At 70.7% G+C, this 19,936-nt stretch carries 16 protein-coding genes; 7 read left to right on the top strand and 9 right to left on the bottom strand.

Going from position 1 to position 19,936, the window contains the following annotated elements; translation table 11 throughout:
- Positions 1–47: 47 nt before the first annotated feature.
- Positions 48–2,570, bottom strand: a complete 2,523-nt coding sequence (locus tag H6927_13700; protein ID MCP5219151.1) for an ABC transporter permease — start codon at positions 2,568–2,570, stop codon at positions 48–50.
- Positions 2,571–2,636: 66 nt separating this feature from the next.
- Here H6927_13700 and H6927_13705 point away from each other — a divergent pair, with 66 nt between their 5' ends.
- The 5 genes from H6927_13705 to H6927_13725 all read left to right on the top strand — a co-directional run bounded on the left by H6927_13705 (position 2,637) and on the right by H6927_13725 (position 8,462).
- Entirely contained in the window at positions 2,637–3,533 is an 897-nt protein-coding gene (locus H6927_13705) for a crotonase/enoyl-CoA hydratase family protein (GenBank protein MCP5219152.1), read from the top strand.
- Positions 3,534–3,638: 105 nt separating this feature from the next.
- Positions 3,639–4,115 (top strand): bacterioferritin, encoded by a 477-nt coding sequence (gene bfr, locus H6927_13710; GenBank protein MCP5219153.1) that lies wholly within the window; start codon positions 3,639–3,641, stop codon positions 4,113–4,115.
- 214 nt (positions 4,116–4,329) lie between these two features.
- Positions 4,330–6,612, top strand: coding sequence for a TonB-dependent siderophore receptor (locus H6927_13715; protein MCP5219154.1), 2,283 nt, complete (start codon positions 4,330–4,332; stop codon positions 6,610–6,612).
- On the top strand, positions 6,612–7,301 hold the full coding sequence (locus H6927_13720) for a Fe2+-dependent dioxygenase (protein MCP5219155.1): 690 nt from the start codon (positions 6,612–6,614) through the stop codon (positions 7,299–7,301). Before H6927_13715 ends, H6927_13720 begins: the two co-directional genes overlap by 1 nt.
- A 75-nt stretch (positions 7,302–7,376) precedes the next feature.
- A complete protein-coding gene (locus tag H6927_13725; protein MCP5219156.1) occupies positions 7,377–8,462 on the top strand; it encodes an alpha-hydroxy-acid oxidizing protein in 1,086 nt (361 codons plus the stop codon).
- A gap of 58 nt (positions 8,463–8,520) precedes the next feature.
- Here H6927_13725 and H6927_13730 read toward each other — a convergent pair whose 3' ends face one another.
- The 4 genes from H6927_13730 to H6927_13745 all read right to left on the bottom strand — a co-directional run bounded on the left by H6927_13730 (position 8,521) and on the right by H6927_13745 (position 12,072).
- Positions 8,521–9,651, bottom strand: a complete 1,131-nt coding sequence (locus H6927_13730; protein MCP5219157.1) for a branched-chain amino acid ABC transporter substrate-binding protein — start codon at positions 9,649–9,651, stop codon at positions 8,521–8,523.
- Between the two features lie 118 nt (positions 9,652–9,769).
- Positions 9,770–10,093, bottom strand: coding sequence for a hypothetical protein (locus tag H6927_13735; GenBank protein ID MCP5219158.1), 324 nt, complete (start codon positions 10,091–10,093; stop codon positions 9,770–9,772).
- Positions 10,080–10,517: a DNA polymerase III subunit chi gene (locus H6927_13740; GenBank protein ID MCP5219159.1), complete on the bottom strand. Its 438-nt coding sequence runs from the start codon at positions 10,515–10,517 to the stop codon at positions 10,080–10,082. Before H6927_13740 ends, H6927_13735 begins: the two co-directional genes overlap by 14 nt.
- Before the next feature lie 40 nt (positions 10,518–10,557).
- Complete coding sequence (locus H6927_13745) at positions 10,558–12,072, bottom strand: leucyl aminopeptidase (protein ID MCP5219160.1); 1,515 nt, start codon at positions 12,070–12,072, stop codon at positions 10,558–10,560.
- Between the two features lie 25 nt (positions 12,073–12,097).
- Between H6927_13745 and lptF the strand changes: the two genes are divergently transcribed.
- Positions 12,098–13,189 carry an LPS export ABC transporter permease LptF gene (lptF, locus tag H6927_13750; protein ID MCP5219161.1) on the top strand — a complete coding sequence of 364 codons (1,092 nt, stop codon included), beginning with the start codon at positions 12,098–12,100 and terminating at the stop codon, positions 13,187–13,189.
- Positions 13,186–14,292, top strand: coding sequence for an LPS export ABC transporter permease LptG (gene lptG / locus H6927_13755; protein MCP5219162.1), 1,107 nt, complete (start codon positions 13,186–13,188; stop codon positions 14,290–14,292). The genes lptF and lptG overlap by 4 nt, the downstream gene beginning before the upstream one ends.
- A 63-nt stretch (positions 14,293–14,355) precedes the next feature.
- Here lptG and H6927_13760 read toward each other — a convergent pair whose 3' ends face one another.
- The 4 genes from H6927_13760 to H6927_13775 are packed head-to-tail and all read right to left on the bottom strand — an operon-like array spanning position 14,356 to position 19,842.
- Entirely contained in the window at positions 14,356–16,287 is a 1,932-nt protein-coding gene (locus H6927_13760; GenBank protein MCP5219163.1) for a YhgE/Pip domain-containing protein, read from the bottom strand.
- Positions 16,288–16,292: 5 nt separating this feature from the next.
- On the bottom strand, positions 16,293–17,303 hold the full coding sequence (locus H6927_13765) for a VOC family protein (protein MCP5219164.1): 1,011 nt from the start codon (positions 17,301–17,303) through the stop codon (positions 16,293–16,295).
- Positions 17,300–18,964, bottom strand: coding sequence for an FAD-dependent monooxygenase (locus H6927_13770; GenBank protein MCP5219165.1), 1,665 nt, complete (start codon positions 18,962–18,964; stop codon positions 17,300–17,302). Before H6927_13770 ends, H6927_13765 begins: the two co-directional genes overlap by 4 nt.
- Positions 18,961–19,842, bottom strand: coding sequence for an alpha/beta fold hydrolase (locus H6927_13775; protein ID MCP5219166.1), 882 nt, complete (start codon positions 19,840–19,842; stop codon positions 18,961–18,963). The genes H6927_13770 and H6927_13775 overlap by 4 nt, the downstream gene beginning before the upstream one ends.
- Positions 19,843–19,936: the final 94 nt, after the last annotated feature.

Here is a 19,936-nt window from a genome sequence, read left to right on the forward strand (position 1 = left end):
CGGCTCGCCTGCGCGGGCCGCGACTGGCGGCAGTGTAGCGGGTGGCTTCAATCGGCGGCCTGACGAAGCGTCTGCACCACCGGGCGGCGCAGCACCTCGCGCAGGCTCCACCAGCCCGCCACCAGCGCCAGCAGCGCGCCGGCCAGCGCGCTGACCAGGGCCACCCAGGGCGGCGGCGCCCAGCTGAAGTCGAACACCTGCCGCGCCAGCGCCCAGCCCATGCCCATCGCGGCCACGCTGGCCAGCAGGCCGGCCAGCAGGCCCACGCCCGCCAGCTCGGCGCGCTGCAACTGGCGCAGCAACTGGCCGCTGGCGCCGACGGCGCGCATGATGGCGAACTCGCGCGCGCGCTCCTCGCGCGTGGCGCCCACCGCCGCCAGCAGCACCAGCAGGCCGGCCGCCAGCGTGAAGCCGAACAGGAACTGCACCGCGCCGATCACCTGGTCCAGCACGCGCTGCACCTGGGCGATGGACTGCGCCGTGTCGACGTTGGTGATGTTGGGAAACTGCCGCACCAGCGCGTTGTCGAAGCCGGCCCGCGCGGGCGCGCGGTAGGCCGCGATGTAGGTGACGGGCAGCTCGGGCATGTCGGCGCGCGGGAACATGACGAAGAAGTTGACCCGCATCGACGCCCAGTCCACCTTGCGCAGCGAGGTGATGCGCGCCTCGACGGGCATGCCGCCGACGTCGAAGCGCAGCGTGTCGCCCAGCTTCAGGCCCAGCGTCTGCGCCAGGCCCTCCTCGACGCTGATGGCATCCGCCTCGTCCGGCTGCCAGCGGCCGGCGACGATCGCGTTGTACGGCGGCCGGTCGGCGGCGTTCGACAGGTTGAACTCGCGCTCGACCAGGCGCTGCGCGCGCTCGTCGGCGTAGCGCCCGGGGTCGACGGCCTGGCCGTTGACGGCCACCAGCCGGCCGCGGAACATGGGGTACCAGTCCATCCTGCCCGCGCCCGCCTGCTGCACGGTGTGACGGAAGGCCTCGGCCTGGTCCGGTATGATGTTGATGACGAAGCGGTTGGGCGCGTCGGGCGGCGTGGCCTGGCGCCAGCTGTCGATCAGGTCGGTGCGCAGCAGCACCAGCAGCACCAGGGCCAGCAGGCCCACCGCCAGGCTGCTGACCTGCACCACGGCGTAGACCGGGCGCGCGGCCAGCTGGCGCGTGGCCAGTACCAGCCAGCGCGGCGCCGTCTGCTCGTGCACCAGGCGCCGCAGCAGCGCCACCGCGCCCCAGGCCAGCGCGGCGAACAGCGCGGCCGCGCCGGCAAAGCCGCCGACCGCGATCAGGCCCAGCGCGCGGTCCCGGCTCAGCGCCAGCAGCAGCGCGGCAAAGCCCAGCGCGCCCAGGGCCAGCACCGCCAGCGACGCCGCCTTGAGCGCCCCCACGTCGCGCCGCAGCACGCGCAGCGGCGGCACCTGCGCCAGCTGCAGCACGGGCGGCAGGCCGAAGGCCACCAGCAGCGTCAGGCCCAGGCCCAGGCCGGCCAGGGCGGGCCAGGCGCTGGGCGCGGGCAGGCTGGCATCCAGCAGCCCCGCCATCAGGCCGACGAACACGTGGTGCAGCCCCCAGCCCAGGCCGATGCCGACCCCGCTGGCCGCCAGCCCCGCCAGCAGAAACTCGAGCGCATACGCACCCGCCATGGTGCGCTGCGGCAGGCCCAGCACGCGCAGCATGGCGGCGGCGTCGAGCTGGCGGGCGGCAAACGCGCGCGCCGCCAGCGCCACGGCCACGGCCGACAACAGCGCCGCCAGCAGCACCACCAGGTTGAGGAATTTCTCGGCCCGCCCCAGGGTCTGCTGCATCTCGGGGCGGCCATTGGCCAGCGACTCCAGGCGCACGCCACGCACGCCGGGCTGCTTCAGTTCGGCCTCGGCCCAGGCGGTGAAGCGCCGCACCGCCGGCTCGGGCCCGGCCAGCGCCAGCCGATACGTCACGCGGCTGGCCGGCTGCACCAGCGCGGTGGCCGGCAGGTCGGCCGCGTTGATCATCACGCGCGGGGCAAAGCTCATGAAGCCGGCGCCGCGGTCGGGCTCCTGCGCGATCAGCGCGGCGATGCGCAGCGCGCTGTCGCCCAGCAGCACGCTGTCGCCCACGTGCAGGCCCAGGGCCTCCAGCAACGCCGGGTCCACCCAGGCCTGGCCGCGCGCCGGGATGGCGCGCGTGGGCGTGCCGGTGACGTCGCCCGGCTGCTGCGTCAGGCGCATCTGGCCGCGCAGCGGATAGCCATCGGCCACCGCCTTCAGCGCCACCAGGCGCGTGGCGCCGCCCTGCGCGTCGCTGGCGCGCCCCATGGTCGGAAAGCTCAGCGTCAGCACGCCCTGCAGGCCGTCGGCGCGCGCATGCTCCAGCCAGGCCGCGGCCGGCGGCTGGTCGCTGACCAGCACCACGTCGCCGCCCAGCAGCTGGCGCGCGTCGCGCTGCAGCCCGCCCTGCAGGCGGTCGGAGAAAAAGCCCACGCTGGTCAGCGCCGCCACCGCCAGCACCGCCGCCAGCGCCAGCAGGCGCAACTCGCCCGCCCGCACGTCGCGCCACAGGTTGCGCCAGCCAAGGGAAAACCACGCGTTCCGCATCCTTCGGACGATAGCCGATATGGGCAACGCACGCGGCTACGATGACCGATTCACCTGGAGACCCCCATGCCCGCCTTCAACACCCTGCGCATCGACAAGGACCCCCGCCAGCCGCGCATCGCGCGCCTGCTGCTCAACCGCCCCGAGCGGCTGAACGCCATCAGCGACGACATGCCGGCCGAGATCCGCGCCGCCGTGGAGTGGGCCAGCAACGACGACGAGGTGCACGTCATCATCGTCGAGGGCGCGGGCAAGGGCTTTTGCGGCGGCTACGACCTGGCGGCCACCGCCGAGCAGCACATCGAGCACCCCTGCCAGCAGGAGACCATGCCCTGGGACCCGATGCGCGACTACCGCGCCATGAAGCGCTACACCGAGGACTTCATGAGCCTGTGGCGCTGCCCCAAGCCCACCATCGCCAAGGTGCACGGCGCGGCCGTGGCCGGCGGCAGCGACATCGCCCTCAGCTGCGACCTGCTGGTGATGGCCGAGGACGCGCGCATCGGCTACATGCCCACCCGCGTGTGGGGCTGCCCCACCACGGCGATGTGGACCTACCGCCTCGGGCCCACGCGCGCCAAGCAGCTCATGTTCACCGGCGACGTGATCGACGGCCGCACGGCCGCCGACTGGGGCCTGGCCAACCAGGCCGTGCCCGCCGCCGAGCTGGAGGCCGCCACCCTGCGCCTGGCCGAGCGCATCGCCGGCGTGCCCATCGGCCAGCTGCAGATGCACAAGCTGATCGCCAACCAGGTCATGCTGGCCATGGGCCTGGAGCAGTCGCAGACCATGGCCACGGTGTTCGACGGCATCACGCGCCACAGCCCCGAGGGCCTGTGGTTTCGCCGCCATGCGCAGGAAAACGGCTTCAAGGCCGCGGTGCAGTGGCGCGACAGCGGCAGGCCGATTCCGGAGGGGGCCGAAGCGCAGGCGCTGATCCGGGAGATGGAGCGCCGGACTTGAACGCCGGCTCGGCTGACGATCGAAGCGCCAGCGTCCCCGGCGCGCGCTGCGAAAAGGCGATCGACCTATGATGACCGGTTCGAAATCACCGCGCAGGAGAACCCCATGAAAGGCGACGCCACCGTCATCAAGCATCTGCAGGCCCAGCTCAAGAACGAGCTGACGGCCATCAACCAGTACTTCCTGCACGCACGCATCCAGCGGCACTGGGGCCTGGACCGGCTGGCCAAGAAGGAGCACGAGGAATCGATCGGCGAGATGAAGCACGCCGACCGCCTGATGGAGCGTATCCTGATGCTCGACGGCCTGCCCAACCTGCAGGACCTGGGCAAGCTGATGGTGGGCGAGGACGTGCCCGAGATGCTGGCCTGCGACCTGAAGCTGGAGCAGGCCGCGCAGGCCACCATCAAGGACGGCATCGCGCACTGCGAGACGGCGCGCGACTACGTCTCGCGCGACCTGCTGCAGGACATCCTGGACGACACCGAGGAACACATCGACTGGCTGGAGACGCAGATCGAGCTGCTGGCCAAGGTGGGGCTGCAGAACTACCTGCAAAGCCAGATGGGCGAGGCCAGCTGATCCACCGTTCGCACCGCACCGACGCCCTGGGGACCTCGCGGTCCCTTTTTCATGTCCGTCTGTCTTGCTGGCGCATCGGATCAAACAAGAATGATTCTCATTTATGTAGAATCACGCCTTCCATCCCAGCCAGCCAGCGGCGGCGGGCGTGCCATCGGCACCCGCATGCATTCCGTCAGCCAGCGTCTTTCTCCACCCGCTTGCCGACGCGACCATGCCAATTGCCCAAAAATCCAGACCCAATCGACCTCCAGCCCCTGTCCATCAAGCGCAGACAGCTACTGAAACAGGAGCAAACAACACCCCGCTGCTGCCCCTGGGCGCGCTGCTGCTCGCCGGCACGCTGGGCACGGCCGCCGTGGCCCAGACGCCGCCGGCCGCCGCGCCGGCCACGGCCGGCACCCTGGACGCCGTCACCGTGCGCGACACGGCCATCGACGACGGCGCCACCACCAGCAAAACCCTCTTGCGCGCCAGCCGCACCGAAATCGGCAAGGGCGAGCAGAAGCTGCTGGACATCCCGCAAAGCGTGACGGTGATGACCGAGAAGCTGATGCAGGACCGCAAGCTGGACGACCTGCGCGAGGTGCTGCGCGCCACCGCCGGCGTGAGCTTCCAGGCCGGCGAGACCGGCGAGGAGGACGTGCGCCTGCGCGGCTTCTCGCTCGGCCAGGCGGGCGACATCTACCGCGACGGCATGCGCGACGCGCCGCTGTACGAGCGCGACACCTTCGACGACGACCGCGTCGAGGTCATCAAGGGCTCGGCCTCGATGCTGTTCGGCAAGGGCTCCACCGGCGGCGTGGTCAACCAGGTCAGCAAGCAGCCCTTCCTGATGACGCAGCACGAGGCCAGCGCCACGCTCGGCTCCGGCAACGAAAAGCGCGTGACGGGCGACTTCAACTGGCAGACCGGCCCCGACGCGGCGGTGCGCCTGAACGTGCTGGGGCACGACGCGGACAACTGGGGCGCGCTGCAGAAGAAGTGGGGCATCGCGCCCACCGTCCGCTGGGGCATCGGCACGCGCGACGAGTTCTCGGCGGGGCTGTACGCGCTGGACGTGCGCGGGCGCCCCAACTACGCGCACCCATGGGTCATCGACGCGGACGGCAGCATCCGCCCCACCCTGCCGGCCCGTAACTTCTACGGCCTGGCAAGCGACCACCTGGACACCTCGGCCACCTACGCCACGCTGGGCCACGTGCACCGCTTCGACGGCGGCGGCGAGCTCAAGACCCGCCTGCGCGCCGGCCGCTACACGCGCGACCTGCTGGGCAGCCCGATCCGGTTCGCCGACCCCAGGCCGGGCGCGCTCGCCGACATCACCGACGCCACCCAGCTCACGCGCAGCTCCAAGGGCCGCGTCGGCCGCAGCGACATCGTGATGCTGCAAAGCGACTACAGCGGCCGCTACCAATGGGGCGGCCGCAAGCACGAGCTGCTGGCCGGCGCCGACGTGTTCGACGAGCGCGCCCGGCGCAACAACGCGTACGCCAACCCGGCGCCGTCGCCGGGCACCCTTGTCGGCACGCCCGACGACGGTGCCTGGGTGCCCGACGCGCGTGCCCATCCGACACCGCTCAACCGCTTCGGCTCGCGCAGCATCGGCGTGTACGCGCAGGACACGGTCTCGCTCGCCGACACCCTCAAGCTGGTGGGCGGCCTGCGCTTCGACCACTTCACGGGCAGCTACCGCAACGCCGACGGGTCCTTGAGCCACACGCGCAGCGACAACCTGTGGAGCCCGCGCCTGGGCCTGATCTGGCAGCCCGACCCGCTGAGCTCCTACTACATCTCGTACGGCACCTCGTTCAACACCTCGGGCGACGCCTACCAGTACGGCGTGCAGGTCAACGCCGGCACCGGCCGCTCGGCCAACACACCGCCCGAGAAAAGCCGCAACCTCGAGATCGGCGGCAAGTGGGAGCTGCTCGAGCGCCGCGTGCTGGCCGGCGCGGCCCTGTTCTACAGCCAGAAATTCAACGAGCGCAACACCGACCCCGACACCGCCGCCCAGCAGGAGCTGCTGTCGGGCCGCCGCCACGCCGCGGGCATGGAGTTCAACCTGGCCGGGCGCATCACGCCCGCGTGGGAGCTGTTCTGGAACCACACCTGGATTCCCAGCGCCCGCATCGACCGCAGCAACGTCAGCCTGAACGCCGCCGGCACCGGCGCGCAGGCCGAAGGCGACCGCCCGGGCCTGACACCGCGCCACAGCGGCAGCGTGTGGACGACCTACCGCATCGCCCCGCCATGGCGCCTGGGCGTGGGCGCCAACTACCGCGGCCGCCAAAACCCCGAGGGCCAGCGCAGCTACACGGCTCGCGGCTTCGTCAGCTTCGACGCCATGGCCGAATACAGCCTGAGCGAAACCGTCACGCTCAAGCTGAACGTCACCAACCTCGGCAACACGCGGTATGCCGACACGCTGTACCGGGGCTTCTACCAGCCCGGCGCGCCGCGCCGCGTGGACCTGACGCTGAAGGTCCTGTTCTGATGCCGATCCACCTGAAGAACCTGCTGACGCCCGAGGAGCTGGCGCAAGCGCGCGCCCTGCTCACGGCCGAAGGCGCCCCCTGGATCGACGGCCGCCGCAGCGCCGGCGCGCAGGCGGCGCAGGTCAAGAACAACCGGCAGCTGGCGCAGGACTGGCCCGGCGCCGGCACGCTGCGCGCCCTCGTGCGGGCGGCGCTGCAGCGCGACGCGCTGTTTCTCTCGGCCGCGCTGCCGCGCAGGATCTTCAACCCGCTGTTCAACCGCTACGAGGGCGCCGCCAACCACTACGGCGCACACGTGGACAACGCCGTGCTGCACGCGCGCGAGCCCGAGCAGCAGGTGCGCGCCGACCTCTCGTGCACGCTGTTCCTGGCCGCGCCCGAGGACTACGAGGGCGGCGAGCTGGTGGTGCACGGCACCTGGGGCCCGCAGGCCGTCAAGCTGCCCGCGGGCGACGCCGTGCTCTACCCCTCCACCGCCGTCCACGAGGTGCGCCCCGTCACGCGCGGCACCCGCCTGGCCAGCTTCTTCTGGGTCGAGAGCATGGTGCGCTCCAGCGAGCAGCGCCGCCTGCTGTTCGAGCTGGACATGGCCCTGCTCCAGCTGCGCCAGCGCCACGGCGAAAGCCCGGAAACCACCCGGCTGACCGGCACCTACCACAACCTGCTGCGCATGTGGGCCAGCACGTGAAACGAAGACGACGGGAAGAAATCAAGCCCAATCAGGCTCCAGCCCCTATCCGCCAAGCGCAAGCAGCTATCGAACATGAAGCAAACACCGCTTCCACCCGTCACCCTCGCCGACCAGGCCGCCGCGGCCCGGCAGCGGCTGGACGCCGCCACCTGGGCCTGGCTGCAGGGTGGCGCGGGCGACGAGCTGACGCTGCGGGCCAACCAGGCCGCCTGGCAGCAGATCGGGCTGTGGCCGCGCGTGCTGCGCCCGCTGGCTGGCGGCCACACCCGCATCCGCCTGGCGGGGCGCGAATGGCCCCACCCCATCGGGCTGGCGCCGGTGGCGCTGCAGCGCCTGGCGCACCCAGACGGCGAGTGGGCCAGCGCCCTGGCGGCGGCGGCGCAGGGCGCGGGTTTCATCCTCGGCACGCAGTCCAGCGTGCCGCTGGAGCGTGTGGCGCAAGCCGTGCTGGGCGACGCCGGGCGCGGGCCGCTGTGGTTTCAGCTCTACTGGCAGGCCGATCGCGGCTTCAACCGCGCGCTGGCGCAGCGCGCCGAGGCGGCCGGCTTCGAGGCCATCGTGCTCACGGTCGACGCGCCGGTGCAGGGCGTGCGCGACGGCGAGCGCCGCGCCGGCTTCGCGCCCCCGCCCGGCGTGCGCGCCGTGCACCTGCAGGACGCGCCGGTAGCGCCCGCGGTGGCCAGCACCTACTGCGCCGGCCTGCCCGCGCACGCGCCCACCTGGGACGACGTGGCCTGGCTGCGGCAGCAGACCCGCCTGCCGGTGTGGCTCAAGGGCGTGCTGCACCCGCAGGACGCGCGCCAGGCGCTGGGCCTGGGCGTGGCCGGCCTGATCGTCAGCAACCACGGCGGGCGCACGCTCGACACCCTGCCGCCCACCGCCCAGGCGCTGCCCCTGGTGCGCGACGCGGTGGACGATGCGCTGCCACTGATCGTCGACGGCGGCATCCGCCGTGGCACCGACGTGCTCAAGGCCATCGCCCTGGGCGCCCGCGCCGTGCTGGTGGGCCGCCCCATGCTGCACGCGCTGGCCGCCGACGGCGCGCCCGGCGTGGCCCGGATGCTGCGCCTGCTGCGCGACGAGCTGGAGGCCGCGATGGCCCTGACCGGCTGCCGCACGCTGGCCGACGCCACCCCCGCGCTGCTGGCCCCTGGCTAGCGGGAACACACAAAAAAGCCACCCCGCAGGGTGGCTTGGCACGAGGGCGATGCGCCGATCAGTCCAGCGGGGTCTTCTTGCCGCCGGGGTAGGTCGAGATCGTGATGGACGCGTTCTTGACTTCGTGGTTGGGCTCGAACGCGATGGTGGAGGTGATGCCCTTGTAGTTGGCCTGCTCCAGCTTGGCGTTGTAGACCTTGGGGTCGACCGAGTCGGCGCGCTTCATGGCGTCGGCCAGCAGCATGGTGGCGTCGTAGGTGTAGGGGCTGTAGACCTGGTACTGGTTGGGGTAGGCCGCGTCGTAGCGCTTCTTCCATTCCACGCCGCCAGGCATCTTTTGCAGCGAGGTGCCGCCTTCGGCGCAGGCCGCGTTGGCCAGCGACTTGGCGCCGCCCGACAGCTCGGCCAGCTTGACGGTGCACACGCCGTCGCCACCCATGAACTTCACGTTGCTCATGCCCAGCTGGTCCATCTGGCGCAGCATGGGGCCGGCCTGCGGGTCCATGCCGCCGTAGAAGATGCCGTCCGGCTTCTTGCCCTTGATGGCGGTCAAGATGGCCATGAAGTCGGTGGCCTTGTCGGTGGTGAACTGGCGGTCGACCACGTTCAAGCCGAGCTTCTTGGCGGTGTTGGCGAAGATGTCGGCCAGGCCCTGGCCATAGGCGGTGCGGTCGTCGATGACGGCCACCGTCTTGAGCTTGAGCACGTCCTTGGCGTAGTGGGCCATGCCGGCGCCCAGCGCGCTGTCGTTGGCGATGATGCGGTAGATTTCCTTGTAGCCCGGCTTCATCAGGTCGGGGTTGGTGGCCGCGCCGGTCACCATGGGCAGGCCGCAGTCGTGGTAGATCTTGGAGGCCGGAATGGTGGTGCCCGAGTTCAGGTGGCCGACCACGCCGTTGACCTTCATGTCGCACAGCTTCTGCGCCACCGCCGTGCCCTGCTTGGGATCGGCCGCGTCATCCTCGATGTCGGCTTCCCACTTGATCTTCTTGCCGCCGATGGTGATGCCCTGCTTGTTCAGGTCATCGATCGCCATGAGCACGCCGTTGGCGTTGTCCTTGCCGTAATGCGCCTGGCCGCCGGACATGGGCGCCACGCTGGCGATCTTGACGACCTGCTCCTGCGCGCTGGCCATGCCGAAGGCGGCCATCAGGGCCGCGGCCATGGTCAGTTTCAGTTGAAGCTGCATACAAAGTCTCCTGAAGTTGGGTGACGCAACAGCGCGTCAACGGGCGCGAACGATAGCGCACTTCAAGGCCGAAACATATAGGGAACACGCTAATCCGAAACGGCCCCGAGGCAGGGGTTTATCCCGACATCGGGCCGCGCACCTGCTCGCGCAGCGCGCCCGCCACCGCGTCCTGCACCACGTCGGCCACGGCGCGGCGCACCCGGGCGTGCAGGCCCAGCATCTGCTCGTGCAGGGCCTGGGCGATGGCCTCGCTGATGCGCCGGTCCAGCTCGGGGCCCAGCAGCGCCAGCACCTGCTCGGCCGTGACGCCGGCCGACACCGCCTGCGCGGCGGGTGCGCCGCCGGCGGCGGCCGGCTGCCCGGTGTCGACCACCACCTCGGTCAGGGTGGGCACGTAGCGCGCGGGCGCCGGCTGGGGCGTGAACTCATCGTGGGTCATGGGGGGCCGCGTCGTGGGTCTGGATGGGGTAGCCGCGCGCCTGGTAGTGGCGCCAGCGCAGGCGCGCCTGGGCGCGGTCGGCGGGGTCGGCGCCGACCAGCTCGATCAGCCGCTCGGCGCGCTCGAAGCCGCTGGGCAAGGCCTGGCCCAGGTGCACCAGCACGGGCCGCTCGTCGTCCAGCGCCTGGCCGTCCGGCGCCAGCACGATGGGCGAGGCCGCGCGCATGGCCGCCGGCGCGTCGGCGCCGCAGTGGGCGACGAAGTCGGGCGCCGAGAAGGTCCACAGCGCCACGTCCAGCGCGCGCAGCGTGTCGGCGTCGGCCCGCACCGCGACGCGCGCGCCGCCCGCCTGGGCCTTGCGCAGCAGCCGGCAGGCGTAGTGCACCTTGTCGGGCACGTTGAAGTGAAACGTGACCTCGGTCATGCCCGCCGCCCAATGCGAAGCCAGCTTCCGCCCATGGTGCTCAGGCCTTGGCGCCGGCCTTGCCCCGGGGCCTGGCCGATTTCCGCGGCGCGCGGGCCGCGGCCGGCGCGGGCGCCTCGGCCAGCGCCAGCAGGTATTCCACCAGCAGGCCCACCGGCCGGCCGGTGGCGCCCTTGCTGGTGCCGCCCTTCCAGGCCGTGCCCGCGATGTCCAGGTGCGCCCAGTCGAAGGCGCCGGCAAAGCGCTGCAGGAACTTGGCCGCCGTCACGGCGCCGGCCGGGCGGCCGCCCACGTTGGCCACGTCGGCGAAGTGGGTCTTCAGGCCCTCGGCGTACTCGTCGTCCAGCGGCAGGCGCCAGCACGGGTCGAGCGCGCGCTCGCCCGCCGCCTGCAGCGCGTCGGCCAGCGCGTCGCTGCTGGCGAACAGGCCGCTGCGCACCCCGCCCAGCGCGATCATGCAGGCGCCGGTGAGCGTGGCGATGTCGATCACGGCGCGCGGCTTGAAGCGCTCGGCGTAGGTCAGCGCGTCGCACAGCACCAGGCGGCCCTCGGCGTCGGTGTTGAGGATCTCGATGGTCTGCCCGCTCAGGCTGGTGACCACGTCGCCCGGCTTGATGGCGCGCCCGTCGGGCATGTTCTCGCAGGCGGGCACCAGGCCCACCACGTTGATCGCCGGCCTCAGCTCGGCCAGCGCGCGGAACACGCCCAGCACGCTGGCGGCGCCGCTCATGTCGAACTTCATCTCGTCCATGGCGGCGGCGGGCTTGATGGAGATGCCCCCGGTGTCGAAGGTGATGCCCTTGCCCACCAGCACCACCGGCGCCGCGCCCTTGGCGCCGCCGCCGTAGCGCAGCACGATGAAGCGCAGCTCCTCGCCCGAGCCCTGCGCCACCGCCTGGAACGCGCCCATGCCCAGCTTGGCAACCTCCTTGGGCCCCAGCACCTGGCAGTCGATGCCCTTGTGCTTGGCCAGCGCGCGCGCCGCGCCGGCCAGCAGCCGGGGCGTGGCGTGGTTGGCCGGGCGGTTGGCCCATTCGCGCGCCAGCGTCACGCCCTGCGCGGTGCCACGGGCACGCTCGAACTCGGCGCGCGCCGCCGCCACGTCGGGCACGCCCACCGTGGCGCGCCGCAGTTTGGCCGGCGGCTCGGCCTTGCCCCGGGTGGCCTGGTAGCGGTAGCTGGCGTCCTGCAGCGCCTGGGTGGCGGCCTGCACGGCGCGCGGGCCGGGCGCCTGGGCAAAGCACAGGGTCAGCGCCGAGGCGCCGCCGCCGCGCAGCGCGGCCACGGCAGCGGCCACCGCCTTGCGCACGGCCGCCGCGCCGCCATCGCCCACGCCCGCCAGCAGCAGGCGCTCGGCGGCCAGGCCGGCGGCGCCGTAGGAGTGGAGCAGCTGGCCCGCTCCGGTCTTGAAGTCGCCGCTGGCGCGCGCCTTGGCGATCCAGGCCGACAGCGCGTCGTCGGCCGCGGCAAAGCCGTCGGCCACCAGCACCAGCAGCGCGGGGGTGCGGCGCGTGGCCGCGGCGGGCAGGTCCAGGCGGGCGAGTTCAACGTCGATAATCACAGGCAACTCCTTTCAAACAATGTTATTCGATTCCTCCTTCCGCAAGGAGCTGGGCCGCAGCTTCGGCGCCACCCTGGTGGTGCTGGTCACCGTGGTGATGACGGTGATGCTGATCCGCACCCTGGGCCAGGCCTCGGTGGGCCGGGTCAACCCGTCCGAGGTGCTGCTCATCATGGGCCTGACGGTGCTGGGCCACCTGCCCACCATCCTCACGCTGAGCCTGTTCGTCACCATCACCCTGGTGCTCACCCGCATGTACGCCAGCAGCGAGATGGTGATCTGGTTCGCCTGCGGCCAGGGGCTGAACGCCTTTGTGCGCCCGCTGCTGCGCTTTGCCTGGCCGGTGCTGCTGGCGGTGGCGGCGCTGGCGCTGCTGGCGTGGCCCTGGTCCAACCAGCAGATCCAGGACTTGCGCGAGCGCTACCAGGGGCGCGGCGACATCGAACGCGTGGCGCCGGGGCGCTTCATCGAGTCGGCGGGCGGCCAGCGCGTGTTCTTCATCGACAAGGACACGGCCGAGGCCGATTCGGGCACCAACATCTTCATCGCCGCCAGCGAGCGCGGCAGCGAGGCCGTGATCTCGGCCGAGCGCGGGCGCCTGGTCGCGCAGGGCGAGGGGCGCGCGCTGCAGCTGGACCAGGGCTTTCGCCTGCAGACCAACGAGCAGACCGGCGCCATGCGCGTGAGCGAGTTCGCCGAATACAGCAACCGCATCAGCGCGCAGATCATCCCGGCCATGCGCGACGACGCGCCGCGCCTGCAGTCCAGCCTGGCCCTGCTGCGCACCGCCTCGCCGCCCTCCCTGGCCGAGCTGTCGTGGCGCCTGGGGCTGCTGCTGGCGGCCGTCAACTGCGTGCTGATCGCGCTGGCCGTCACGCGCGTCAACCCGCGCGTGGGGCGCAGCGCCGGCCTGGTGTTCTCGTTGTTCGCGTTCGCCACCTACTACAACCTGATCGGACTGGGCCAGAGCTGGATCGAGCAGGGCCGCGTGGGCGCGGCCGCCTTCATGCTGGGCCTGCACGGCGGCATCGCCCTGGCGGCCCTGGCCTGGATGGCCTGGCGCCAGCGCAACTGGCGCGTGGGCGCGGCCGGCGATGGGGTACGGGCATGAGGACCATCCGCCGCCTGATCTACAACGACGTGCTGCTGTCGGTGGGCTTCATCGCGCTGGCCTTCCTGCTGCTGTTCTCGTTCTTCGACCTGGTCGACCAGCTGGGCGACCTGCGCGATCTGGCCACGCGCGGCTATTCGCTGGCCTACGCGCTGCTGTACGTGGCGCTGCAGATGCCGGGCCACCTGTACGACCTGCTGCCCATCGCGGTGCTGATCGGCACCATCTTCGTCATGGCGCGGCTGGCCGAGAGCTCGCAGTACACCATCCTGCGCACCAGCGGGCTGGGCCCGCTGCGGGCCCTGGGCACGCTGCTGCTGCTGGGCCTGGGCTTCGTGGTGCTCACCTTCGCCATCGGCGACTACGTGACGCCCGCGGCCAACCGCGCGGCCACCGCCATGCAGGCGCGCTTCATGGGCGACATCACCGTGGGCCGCACCGGCGCCTGGATGAAGGACCGCCAGGGCGAGCGCAGCTACTCGGTCAACGTGGGCGCCGTCAGCCCGGACGGCACCCTGAACCAGGTGCGCATCTTCGAGTTCGACAGCCGCACGGCGCGCCTGCTGGCCACCGTCAAGGCCGCGCGCGGCGCGTTTGCCGAGCACGGCTGGACGCTGCACGACGTGCAGCGGCGCAGCTTCGAGAACGTGGACGCGGCCGAGCCCAGCGTGACGGTGCGGCAGCTGGGCACCTGGTTCTGGCCCACCGCCATCTCGATCGACATGGTGGGCGCCGCCCTGCTCAGCCCCGACCGCATGCAGACGGTGGACCTGTACCGCTACATCCAGCACCTGCAGGACAACGGCCAGAGCGCCCAGCGCTACGAGATCGAGTTCTGGCGCAAGGTGTTCTACCCCCTCAGCTGCCTGGTGATGATGGTGCTGGCCCTGCCCTTTGCCTACCTGCACTTCCGCTCGGGCAACATCGCCGGCTTCGTGTTCCTGGGTGTGCTGGTGGGCATCAGCTTCTTCCTGCTGAACAACGTGTTCGGCTTCATCGGCAACCTGCGCAACTGGGTGCCCTGGGTGGCGGCGGCCGTGCCGGGCATCCTGTACTCCATCCTGGCGCTGGCCACCTTCGGCTGGCTGGTGTTGCGGCAATAGCCAGCGTCGAGCGCCCGGACGCTTCGGGGTTTTTCAACGCAATCGCCCGAAACCGGCACGCTTTCATATGTCCATCGCAGGCCGATGTCCCTGGGAGGGGACGAATTTCCAGCGCCCGATCCACAGGCAGAAGATGAAAGCGGCGACGGCGAACATGGCCAACATGCCCAGTGCGGCCACCCAGTCGCCTCCCAGCGCGCCAAACGCACTGGCGCGCACAGCCTTGATGGACCAGGTGAATGGCAGCCACGGACTGATCGCCCGGTAGAACCCGTTCGTCAACTCCACGGGTATCACGCCACCGGCGGCCGAGAGCTGCAGCACCAGCAGGATCAGCGCGATCGCTTTCCCGGCATCCCCAAACGCGCGGACCAGCGCCAGGATCACGAGCATGAACGTGAGCGCGCTCAGTCCCATCGTTAGCGCGAGCCCGAGCGAATTGACGGGCTCGAGGCCCAGCATGAGCCACGCCATCAGCAGCACGCACGCGGCCTGAGCGAGGTTGATGCTCCAGAGCACGCCGAGTTTTCCGAGCAGGAGTGCCGAACGGCTGTTGCCGGCGGCTTCTTCGGGCAGCTGGCGCAAGTGGAAAATGAACGCGGTCATCACCGCGCCGAGCCAGAGCGCCACGGGGATGAAGTTGGGCGCCAGCCCCATGCCATTGTTCTTCACGGGCGCGTCGATGTCGAGCTGGAGCCTGACCGAGTGGGCAAGGCCGCCCGGCGTGCCCGGCAGGCGCGGGGGTTCGGCCGGCAGGGCGCTGTCCAGGGCCTGCAAGCCGGCGACGAGCTGGCTCGATCCGGTCTTGATCTGCGCCATGGCATGGCGCAACTCTCCCGTGGCCCCGGCCAGTGCATTGGCGCCGGTGGCGAGTTGGTCGAGCTGGTCGTCTGCCGGGAAATTCGCGGCGAGCGTGGAGACGCCACCGGCGTAGGCCGCGAAGCCATCCGCCGTCCGCGCAACCGCTTCGGACAAGTCACGCGAGCCCGCCGAGAGCTTTGCCTGCGCCTCGCCGGCCTGCGCGATGCCCGCGCGCAGATGTCCCGCGCCGTCCGCCAACTGGCCCGCCGCCGCCGACAGCTTGCCACCCATCAGCGGCAGCTTGCTGGACTCCTGCTGCAACTGTCCGGCGCCTTCCGCCAGCTTGCGCGCACCGTCCTCCAGCGATGGAAGGCCCTGTTTCAGTTGCGCGTTGCCGTTGGCGAGCTGCGCCGCGCCTGCTTTCAACTGGCCCAGATCCCCGGTGGCCGGCTTCTTCGCATCGAGTGTGCGAGCCCCCGCGCCCAGCTTCTTGATGCCGTCTGTCAGTTGCGCGACGCCGCCGGAGAGTTCACCCGAACCGCCGGCGAGCCGGGCCGAGCCGGCTTGCGCCTTGCCCAGCCCGGCGTCAAGCGCCGCTGCGCCTTCGCGCAGTTGCGCCACGCCGCCCCGCAGGCGCTCAAGGCTGTCCGCCGACGACGACGTGGCGCCGAGCACCATGGCCCAGCGCTTTTCGTTGAGGGTCTCGTTCAACTGATGTCCGAGCTGGTCGGCGAATCGCTGGGCAAAGCCCGCGCCGGCATAGTTGTTCCCCTCGGATGCGTAAACGGTGATCTTGCCCGCGCCGGCGGATGCGGCCCCCAGCGCAGCGGCGCTGAAATCGGGCGGGATGATCAGGGTGAACAGGCTCTTGCCCTCGCGTACGTCGCGCCGCGCTGCCTCCGCGTCGCTGGTTTCGTAGAACGCGAATGGCCGCTTTTCCCCGAGCGATCTGGCGAGCTCGGCGCCGAGGTTCGTCGGCGTTCCGCCCGCCTGCGTACCTTGGTCGAGATTGACGATGGCCGCCGGCAGGTTGGCCGTGTGCGTCGCCGGGTCCCAGACCGACTCGAGGTAAATGAACGCATACAGCGCCGGGATCAGCACGATGCCGAGGACCGAGAGGCGCAGCTTCGGATAGTTTCGAAAGAGGCGCGCCTCCAGCATCGAGACGGCAAGGGCGGAACGCAGCCATTTCATGATCGTTATCTCCTGGGGCCTGGCGCCGTCTGGCCCGGGCTCTCGGCGCGCCGGGTGAGCGAAAGCAAGCCACGGCCGAACTGCCGGGCTTTCAGGCCCAGAGTCAGGTTTTCCGGGAAGTGGCCCCACAGGCTGATGCCCCGGTAGGCGCCAGGCTGCCAGGTTTTTTCGTCTTCCGCGCTCAGGGTGAGCGGGTTCCAGCCCAGCTCCATCTCGAAATCCGATGGCGACTGCACGTAAAAGGACAGTTCCTTGTCGTTGGGATGCTGGCCGATGGCGCTGGCGATCGGGTAGCCCAGCGCCCGGCACTGGCGGTATCCCTGCACCACGTCGTCGAACGAGGCAGCCTGCAGGTTGAGATGGTGGATGCTGGTGCGCATCGGATCGAAGCGCAGGCCGCGCGTCGAGGCGATCGCGATCGAATGGTGGCGTTCGTTCAGCCGCAGGAAAGCGAAATCCATGGTTACGCCGCTCAGCCGGTCTTCGATGCGGTCGGACAGGCGCGCATCGAAGGCTTCGACCCAGAAGCGCTCCATGGCCTCGGGCTCGCGGCTGGTGATGGCCATGTGGCCGAGCCCGGACGCGCCGGTGACGAAGCCACTGGCGCGCATGCGCAGCGGCGCATCGGTTCGCTGCGCGCTCGCATCGGTGAACAGTTCGATGAACGTGCCCTTGGGTCCCCGGCAGCGCCAGCCTTCGTCGATGCCCCGCAGCGCGGCCTCGGGGCCGGGCAGCCGCTCCGGGCCTAGGCCCAGGGCGCGCAGGCGGGCGAGCGCCAGACCGAGCGCATCACCATCGTCCACCTGCCAGCCCGTCGCCACCACATCCTCGGCCGGGCCGGGGCGCACGACGATGCGGCGCTGGCGGTCATCGACGCGCACAGCCAAGACGCCATCGCGCGCGGCTTCCACGTGAAGCCCCAGGCCTTCCTTGGCGAAGCGCTGCCAGGCGTCTTGCCGGCATGACTCGATGAGCACGTAGCCGAGCCGCATGCGGCCGAAAAGACTGTCGGTCATGCCGCGCCCTTCTCACGCCCGCAGAGCTTGGCAACCAGGTCCGAGGGACGGGCCGGGACGGTGTTGCCGCGCCAGGCGACGTGCTGGTCGCGTCGGACGATGAGCAGAGCATGCCGGAAAGCCGGGTCGTCACGGCGCGCCGGCGCGTCCAGCAGCGCCATCGGCATGCGTGCGCGACGCGCCGCCGCCAGCAAGGGTTCGACCGGCACGGCCGGATCGAAGCGCAGCAGCGTGTAGGCCGGCCCCAGGTGGTCGTACACCGAGTCGTTCGGCGCCAGCCAGAAATGCGGCATCCGGCAGCCCGGAACGGTCGATGGCGTCACGCTGCCCATGGTGTACGGCGGCGCCTTCTCGCCGTCGTCGGCGATGATGGGCGAGCCTTCGTAGTAGTAGCCGAAGTTCAGCCCTTCGGGCGCGAACTGGGGTACGTTGAGCTTGTGCAGCTTGGCGCCGAGCACCTTGCGCATCGCAATGGCTGCCGGGTTGAAGCGCGACGCCAGGCTCGGCGGCACGGTGTTCTCTCCCATCGCGTCGATCGTGTCCAGCATGCTCTGCATGGCCAGCCGCGAGACCTGCTCGGTGATGGGATGCCGTTCGGTCTCGTAGGCATCGAGCATGGCCGGATCGGCCCAGCCTTCGAGCACGTTCGCCACCAGCCAGGCGATGTTCATGCCGTCCGCGATGCCGGCGTTCATGCCGTAGCCTGCAAAGGGCACCCACAGGTGCGCTGCATCGCCGGCCAGGAAGACGCGGCCGTCCCGCAGGCGTGAGGCCACCATCCGGCGGCCGATCCAGTCCTCGTGGCTCAGGACTTCGTAGCGGAAATCCTCCGGCACGCCCAGCAGGTCGCGGATCGAGCCGTGCAGGTCGAGCGCGTCGAAGTCGCTTGTGTCCGAGGGCACCTGGCGGTGCAGCAGCCAGGTGTCGGCACCGTCGATGGCGACGGCGACGCCGCGCACCTTGTGGTTGGCGATCCAGGTCATCCAGGCCGGCCTGCGGCCATCGAACAAGGCCTTGAGGCCTGGGGCACGCACGAGGGTCGAGCGCATGCGGGCCAGTTCCGCATCGCCCTGAAGCCGCACGCCCATTGCGTGCCGGATCGCGCTGCGTCCGCCATCGGCACCGATCAGATACCGGGCGGTCAGCGACCGGGTCGCGCCCGTGCCGTCCTTCACCTGCACGCGGACCTGTTCGGCGTCCTGCTCGTAGCCCAGCACCTGCGTGTCATGCAGGACGGTAATGCCCGGCGTGGCATGCATGCGGCGGGCAAGGATCGGGTTGAGGTAGAGCTGGCTTACGCGCACGAACGGCTCGGGGGTTCTCCAGCCCGTGTCCGGAAAGCCCTTCGGGAAGGGATCGGGCCTGCGCTCGGCGCGCGACGGCAGGCCGATGCGCGTGAACTCCGGGCCGGCCACGCTGGAGGCGTAGACCACGTCGGTCGGAAAATCGTCGGGCAGCCCGGCATTCCGCACCTGCTCCGCGATGCCGAAGCCGCGCAGCGTTTCCATCGTGCGCGAGGCCACCGTGTTGCACTTGGCGTCGGCCGACCGGCCGGCGGAGTTCGCCTCCACGACTACGACGTCGATACCGCGGCTCGCCGCCGCGATGGCGGCGCACATGCCGACCGGGCCCGCTCCGGCCACCAGCAGCGATGCATTCATGCTTGCTCTCCCACATCGAGGTGTTTGCGGGCGAAGGCGATGACGGCCGCGTTGAATTCAGCCGCCCGCTCCCATTGCACCCAATGGCCGGTGCGGCTGAAGAGATAGACGTCGCAATTCGGCATGCGGCGCTGCAGCGACCGCGCGCCGCTGGGCCGGTTGACCAGATCCTCGGTGCCCCACAGCACCAGGGTGGGCGTCTGCAGCGAAGAAAGCCGGGGATCGCGCGTGAAATCGATCAGCCTGAATTTGGGCAGGCCCTTGGGTCGCACCAGCGGCGGTTGGGCCACGACGGCCGGATCGATGCTGGCCTGGAAGCGCGCTTCGATGAGGCTGTCCGGAATCTGGCTGCCATCATGGGTCAGGTAGTTGCGGATGAAGACGCGCAGCTTCTCCTGGGTGGGGCCTTCGCCCGCGTAGTAATCGAGCAGGTGCCTGAGGCCCTGGGTCGGCAGGCTGCGCGTGGTGTCCACGCCGCCGGGGCCCATCAACACCAGACCGGCGATGCGCTCGGGGCGATCCAGCGCCATGCGCAGCGCGCACGCGCCGCCCAGGGAATTGCCCACCACGCAGACACGCCCGATCTCCAGGTGGTCCAGCAAGGCCAGCATCGCCGTGGCGCAGTCGCCGAAAGGATCGGCCCGGTCCAGCCCTTTCGTCGAGCCGCCGTAGCCCGGCATGTCCGGCACGATGACGCGGAAGTGGCGCGCCAGCTCGGCGATGTTGCGCTCGTAATTGGGTGCACCCGAGGCGCCCGGGCCGCCGCCGTGCAGCAGCACCAAGGGCTTGCCCGCGCCGGCTTCGGCGAAGTGGATGTCCTTGCCCGCGACGCGAACGGTCTGGGTCTTGAGGTCGGTTGAGGGAGGGCTGGCGTTCATGGGAGGTTGGTGATGTCTGAATATCGTCATAATGAGATAAATCTCATTATGACGATATTCTCGTTTTCACCTAGACTCCTGCTTTTCTTTCTCT

This window comes from Burkholderiaceae bacterium, assembly GCA_024235995.1.
In the GTDB taxonomy this organism is placed as follows: domain Bacteria; phylum Pseudomonadota; class Gammaproteobacteria; order Burkholderiales; family Burkholderiaceae_C; genus Ottowia.

Excerpts from the sequence above, each read along its gene's own strand:
- H6927_13700 (MCP5219151.1), bottom strand. The coding sequence starts at position 2,570 with ATGCGGAACGCGTGGTTTTCCCTTGGCTGGCGCAACCTGTGGCGCGAC.
- H6927_13705 (MCP5219152.1), top strand. The coding sequence starts at position 2,637 with ATGCCCGCCTTCAACACCCTGCGCATCGACAAGGACCCCCGCCAGCCG.
- bfr (MCP5219153.1), top strand. The coding sequence starts at position 3,639 with ATGAAAGGCGACGCCACCGTCATCAAGCATCTGCAGGCCCAGCTCAAG.
- H6927_13715 (MCP5219154.1), top strand. The coding sequence starts at position 4,330 with ATGCCAATTGCCCAAAAATCCAGACCCAATCGACCTCCAGCCCCTGTC.
- H6927_13720 (MCP5219155.1), top strand. The coding sequence starts at position 6,612 with ATGCCGATCCACCTGAAGAACCTGCTGACGCCCGAGGAGCTGGCGCAA.
- H6927_13725 (MCP5219156.1), top strand. The coding sequence starts at position 7,377 with ATGAAGCAAACACCGCTTCCACCCGTCACCCTCGCCGACCAGGCCGCC.
- H6927_13730 (MCP5219157.1), bottom strand. The coding sequence starts at position 9,651 with ATGCAGCTTCAACTGAAACTGACCATGGCCGCGGCCCTGATGGCCGCC.
- H6927_13735 (MCP5219158.1), bottom strand. The coding sequence starts at position 10,093 with ATGACCCACGATGAGTTCACGCCCCAGCCGGCGCCCGCGCGCTACGTG.
- H6927_13740 (MCP5219159.1), bottom strand. The coding sequence starts at position 10,517 with ATGACCGAGGTCACGTTTCACTTCAACGTGCCCGACAAGGTGCACTAC.
- lptF (MCP5219161.1), top strand. The coding sequence starts at position 12,098 with ATGTTATTCGATTCCTCCTTCCGCAAGGAGCTGGGCCGCAGCTTCGGC.
- lptG (MCP5219162.1), top strand. The coding sequence starts at position 13,186 with ATGAGGACCATCCGCCGCCTGATCTACAACGACGTGCTGCTGTCGGTG.
- H6927_13760 (MCP5219163.1), bottom strand. The coding sequence starts at position 16,287 with ATGAAATGGCTGCGTTCCGCCCTTGCCGTCTCGATGCTGGAGGCGCGC.
- H6927_13765 (MCP5219164.1), bottom strand. The coding sequence starts at position 17,303 with ATGACCGACAGTCTTTTCGGCCGCATGCGGCTCGGCTACGTGCTCATC.
- H6927_13770 (MCP5219165.1), bottom strand. The coding sequence starts at position 18,964 with ATGAATGCATCGCTGCTGGTGGCCGGAGCGGGCCCGGTCGGCATGTGC.
- H6927_13775 (MCP5219166.1), bottom strand. The coding sequence starts at position 19,842 with ATGAACGCCAGCCCTCCCTCAACCGACCTCAAGACCCAGACCGTTCGC.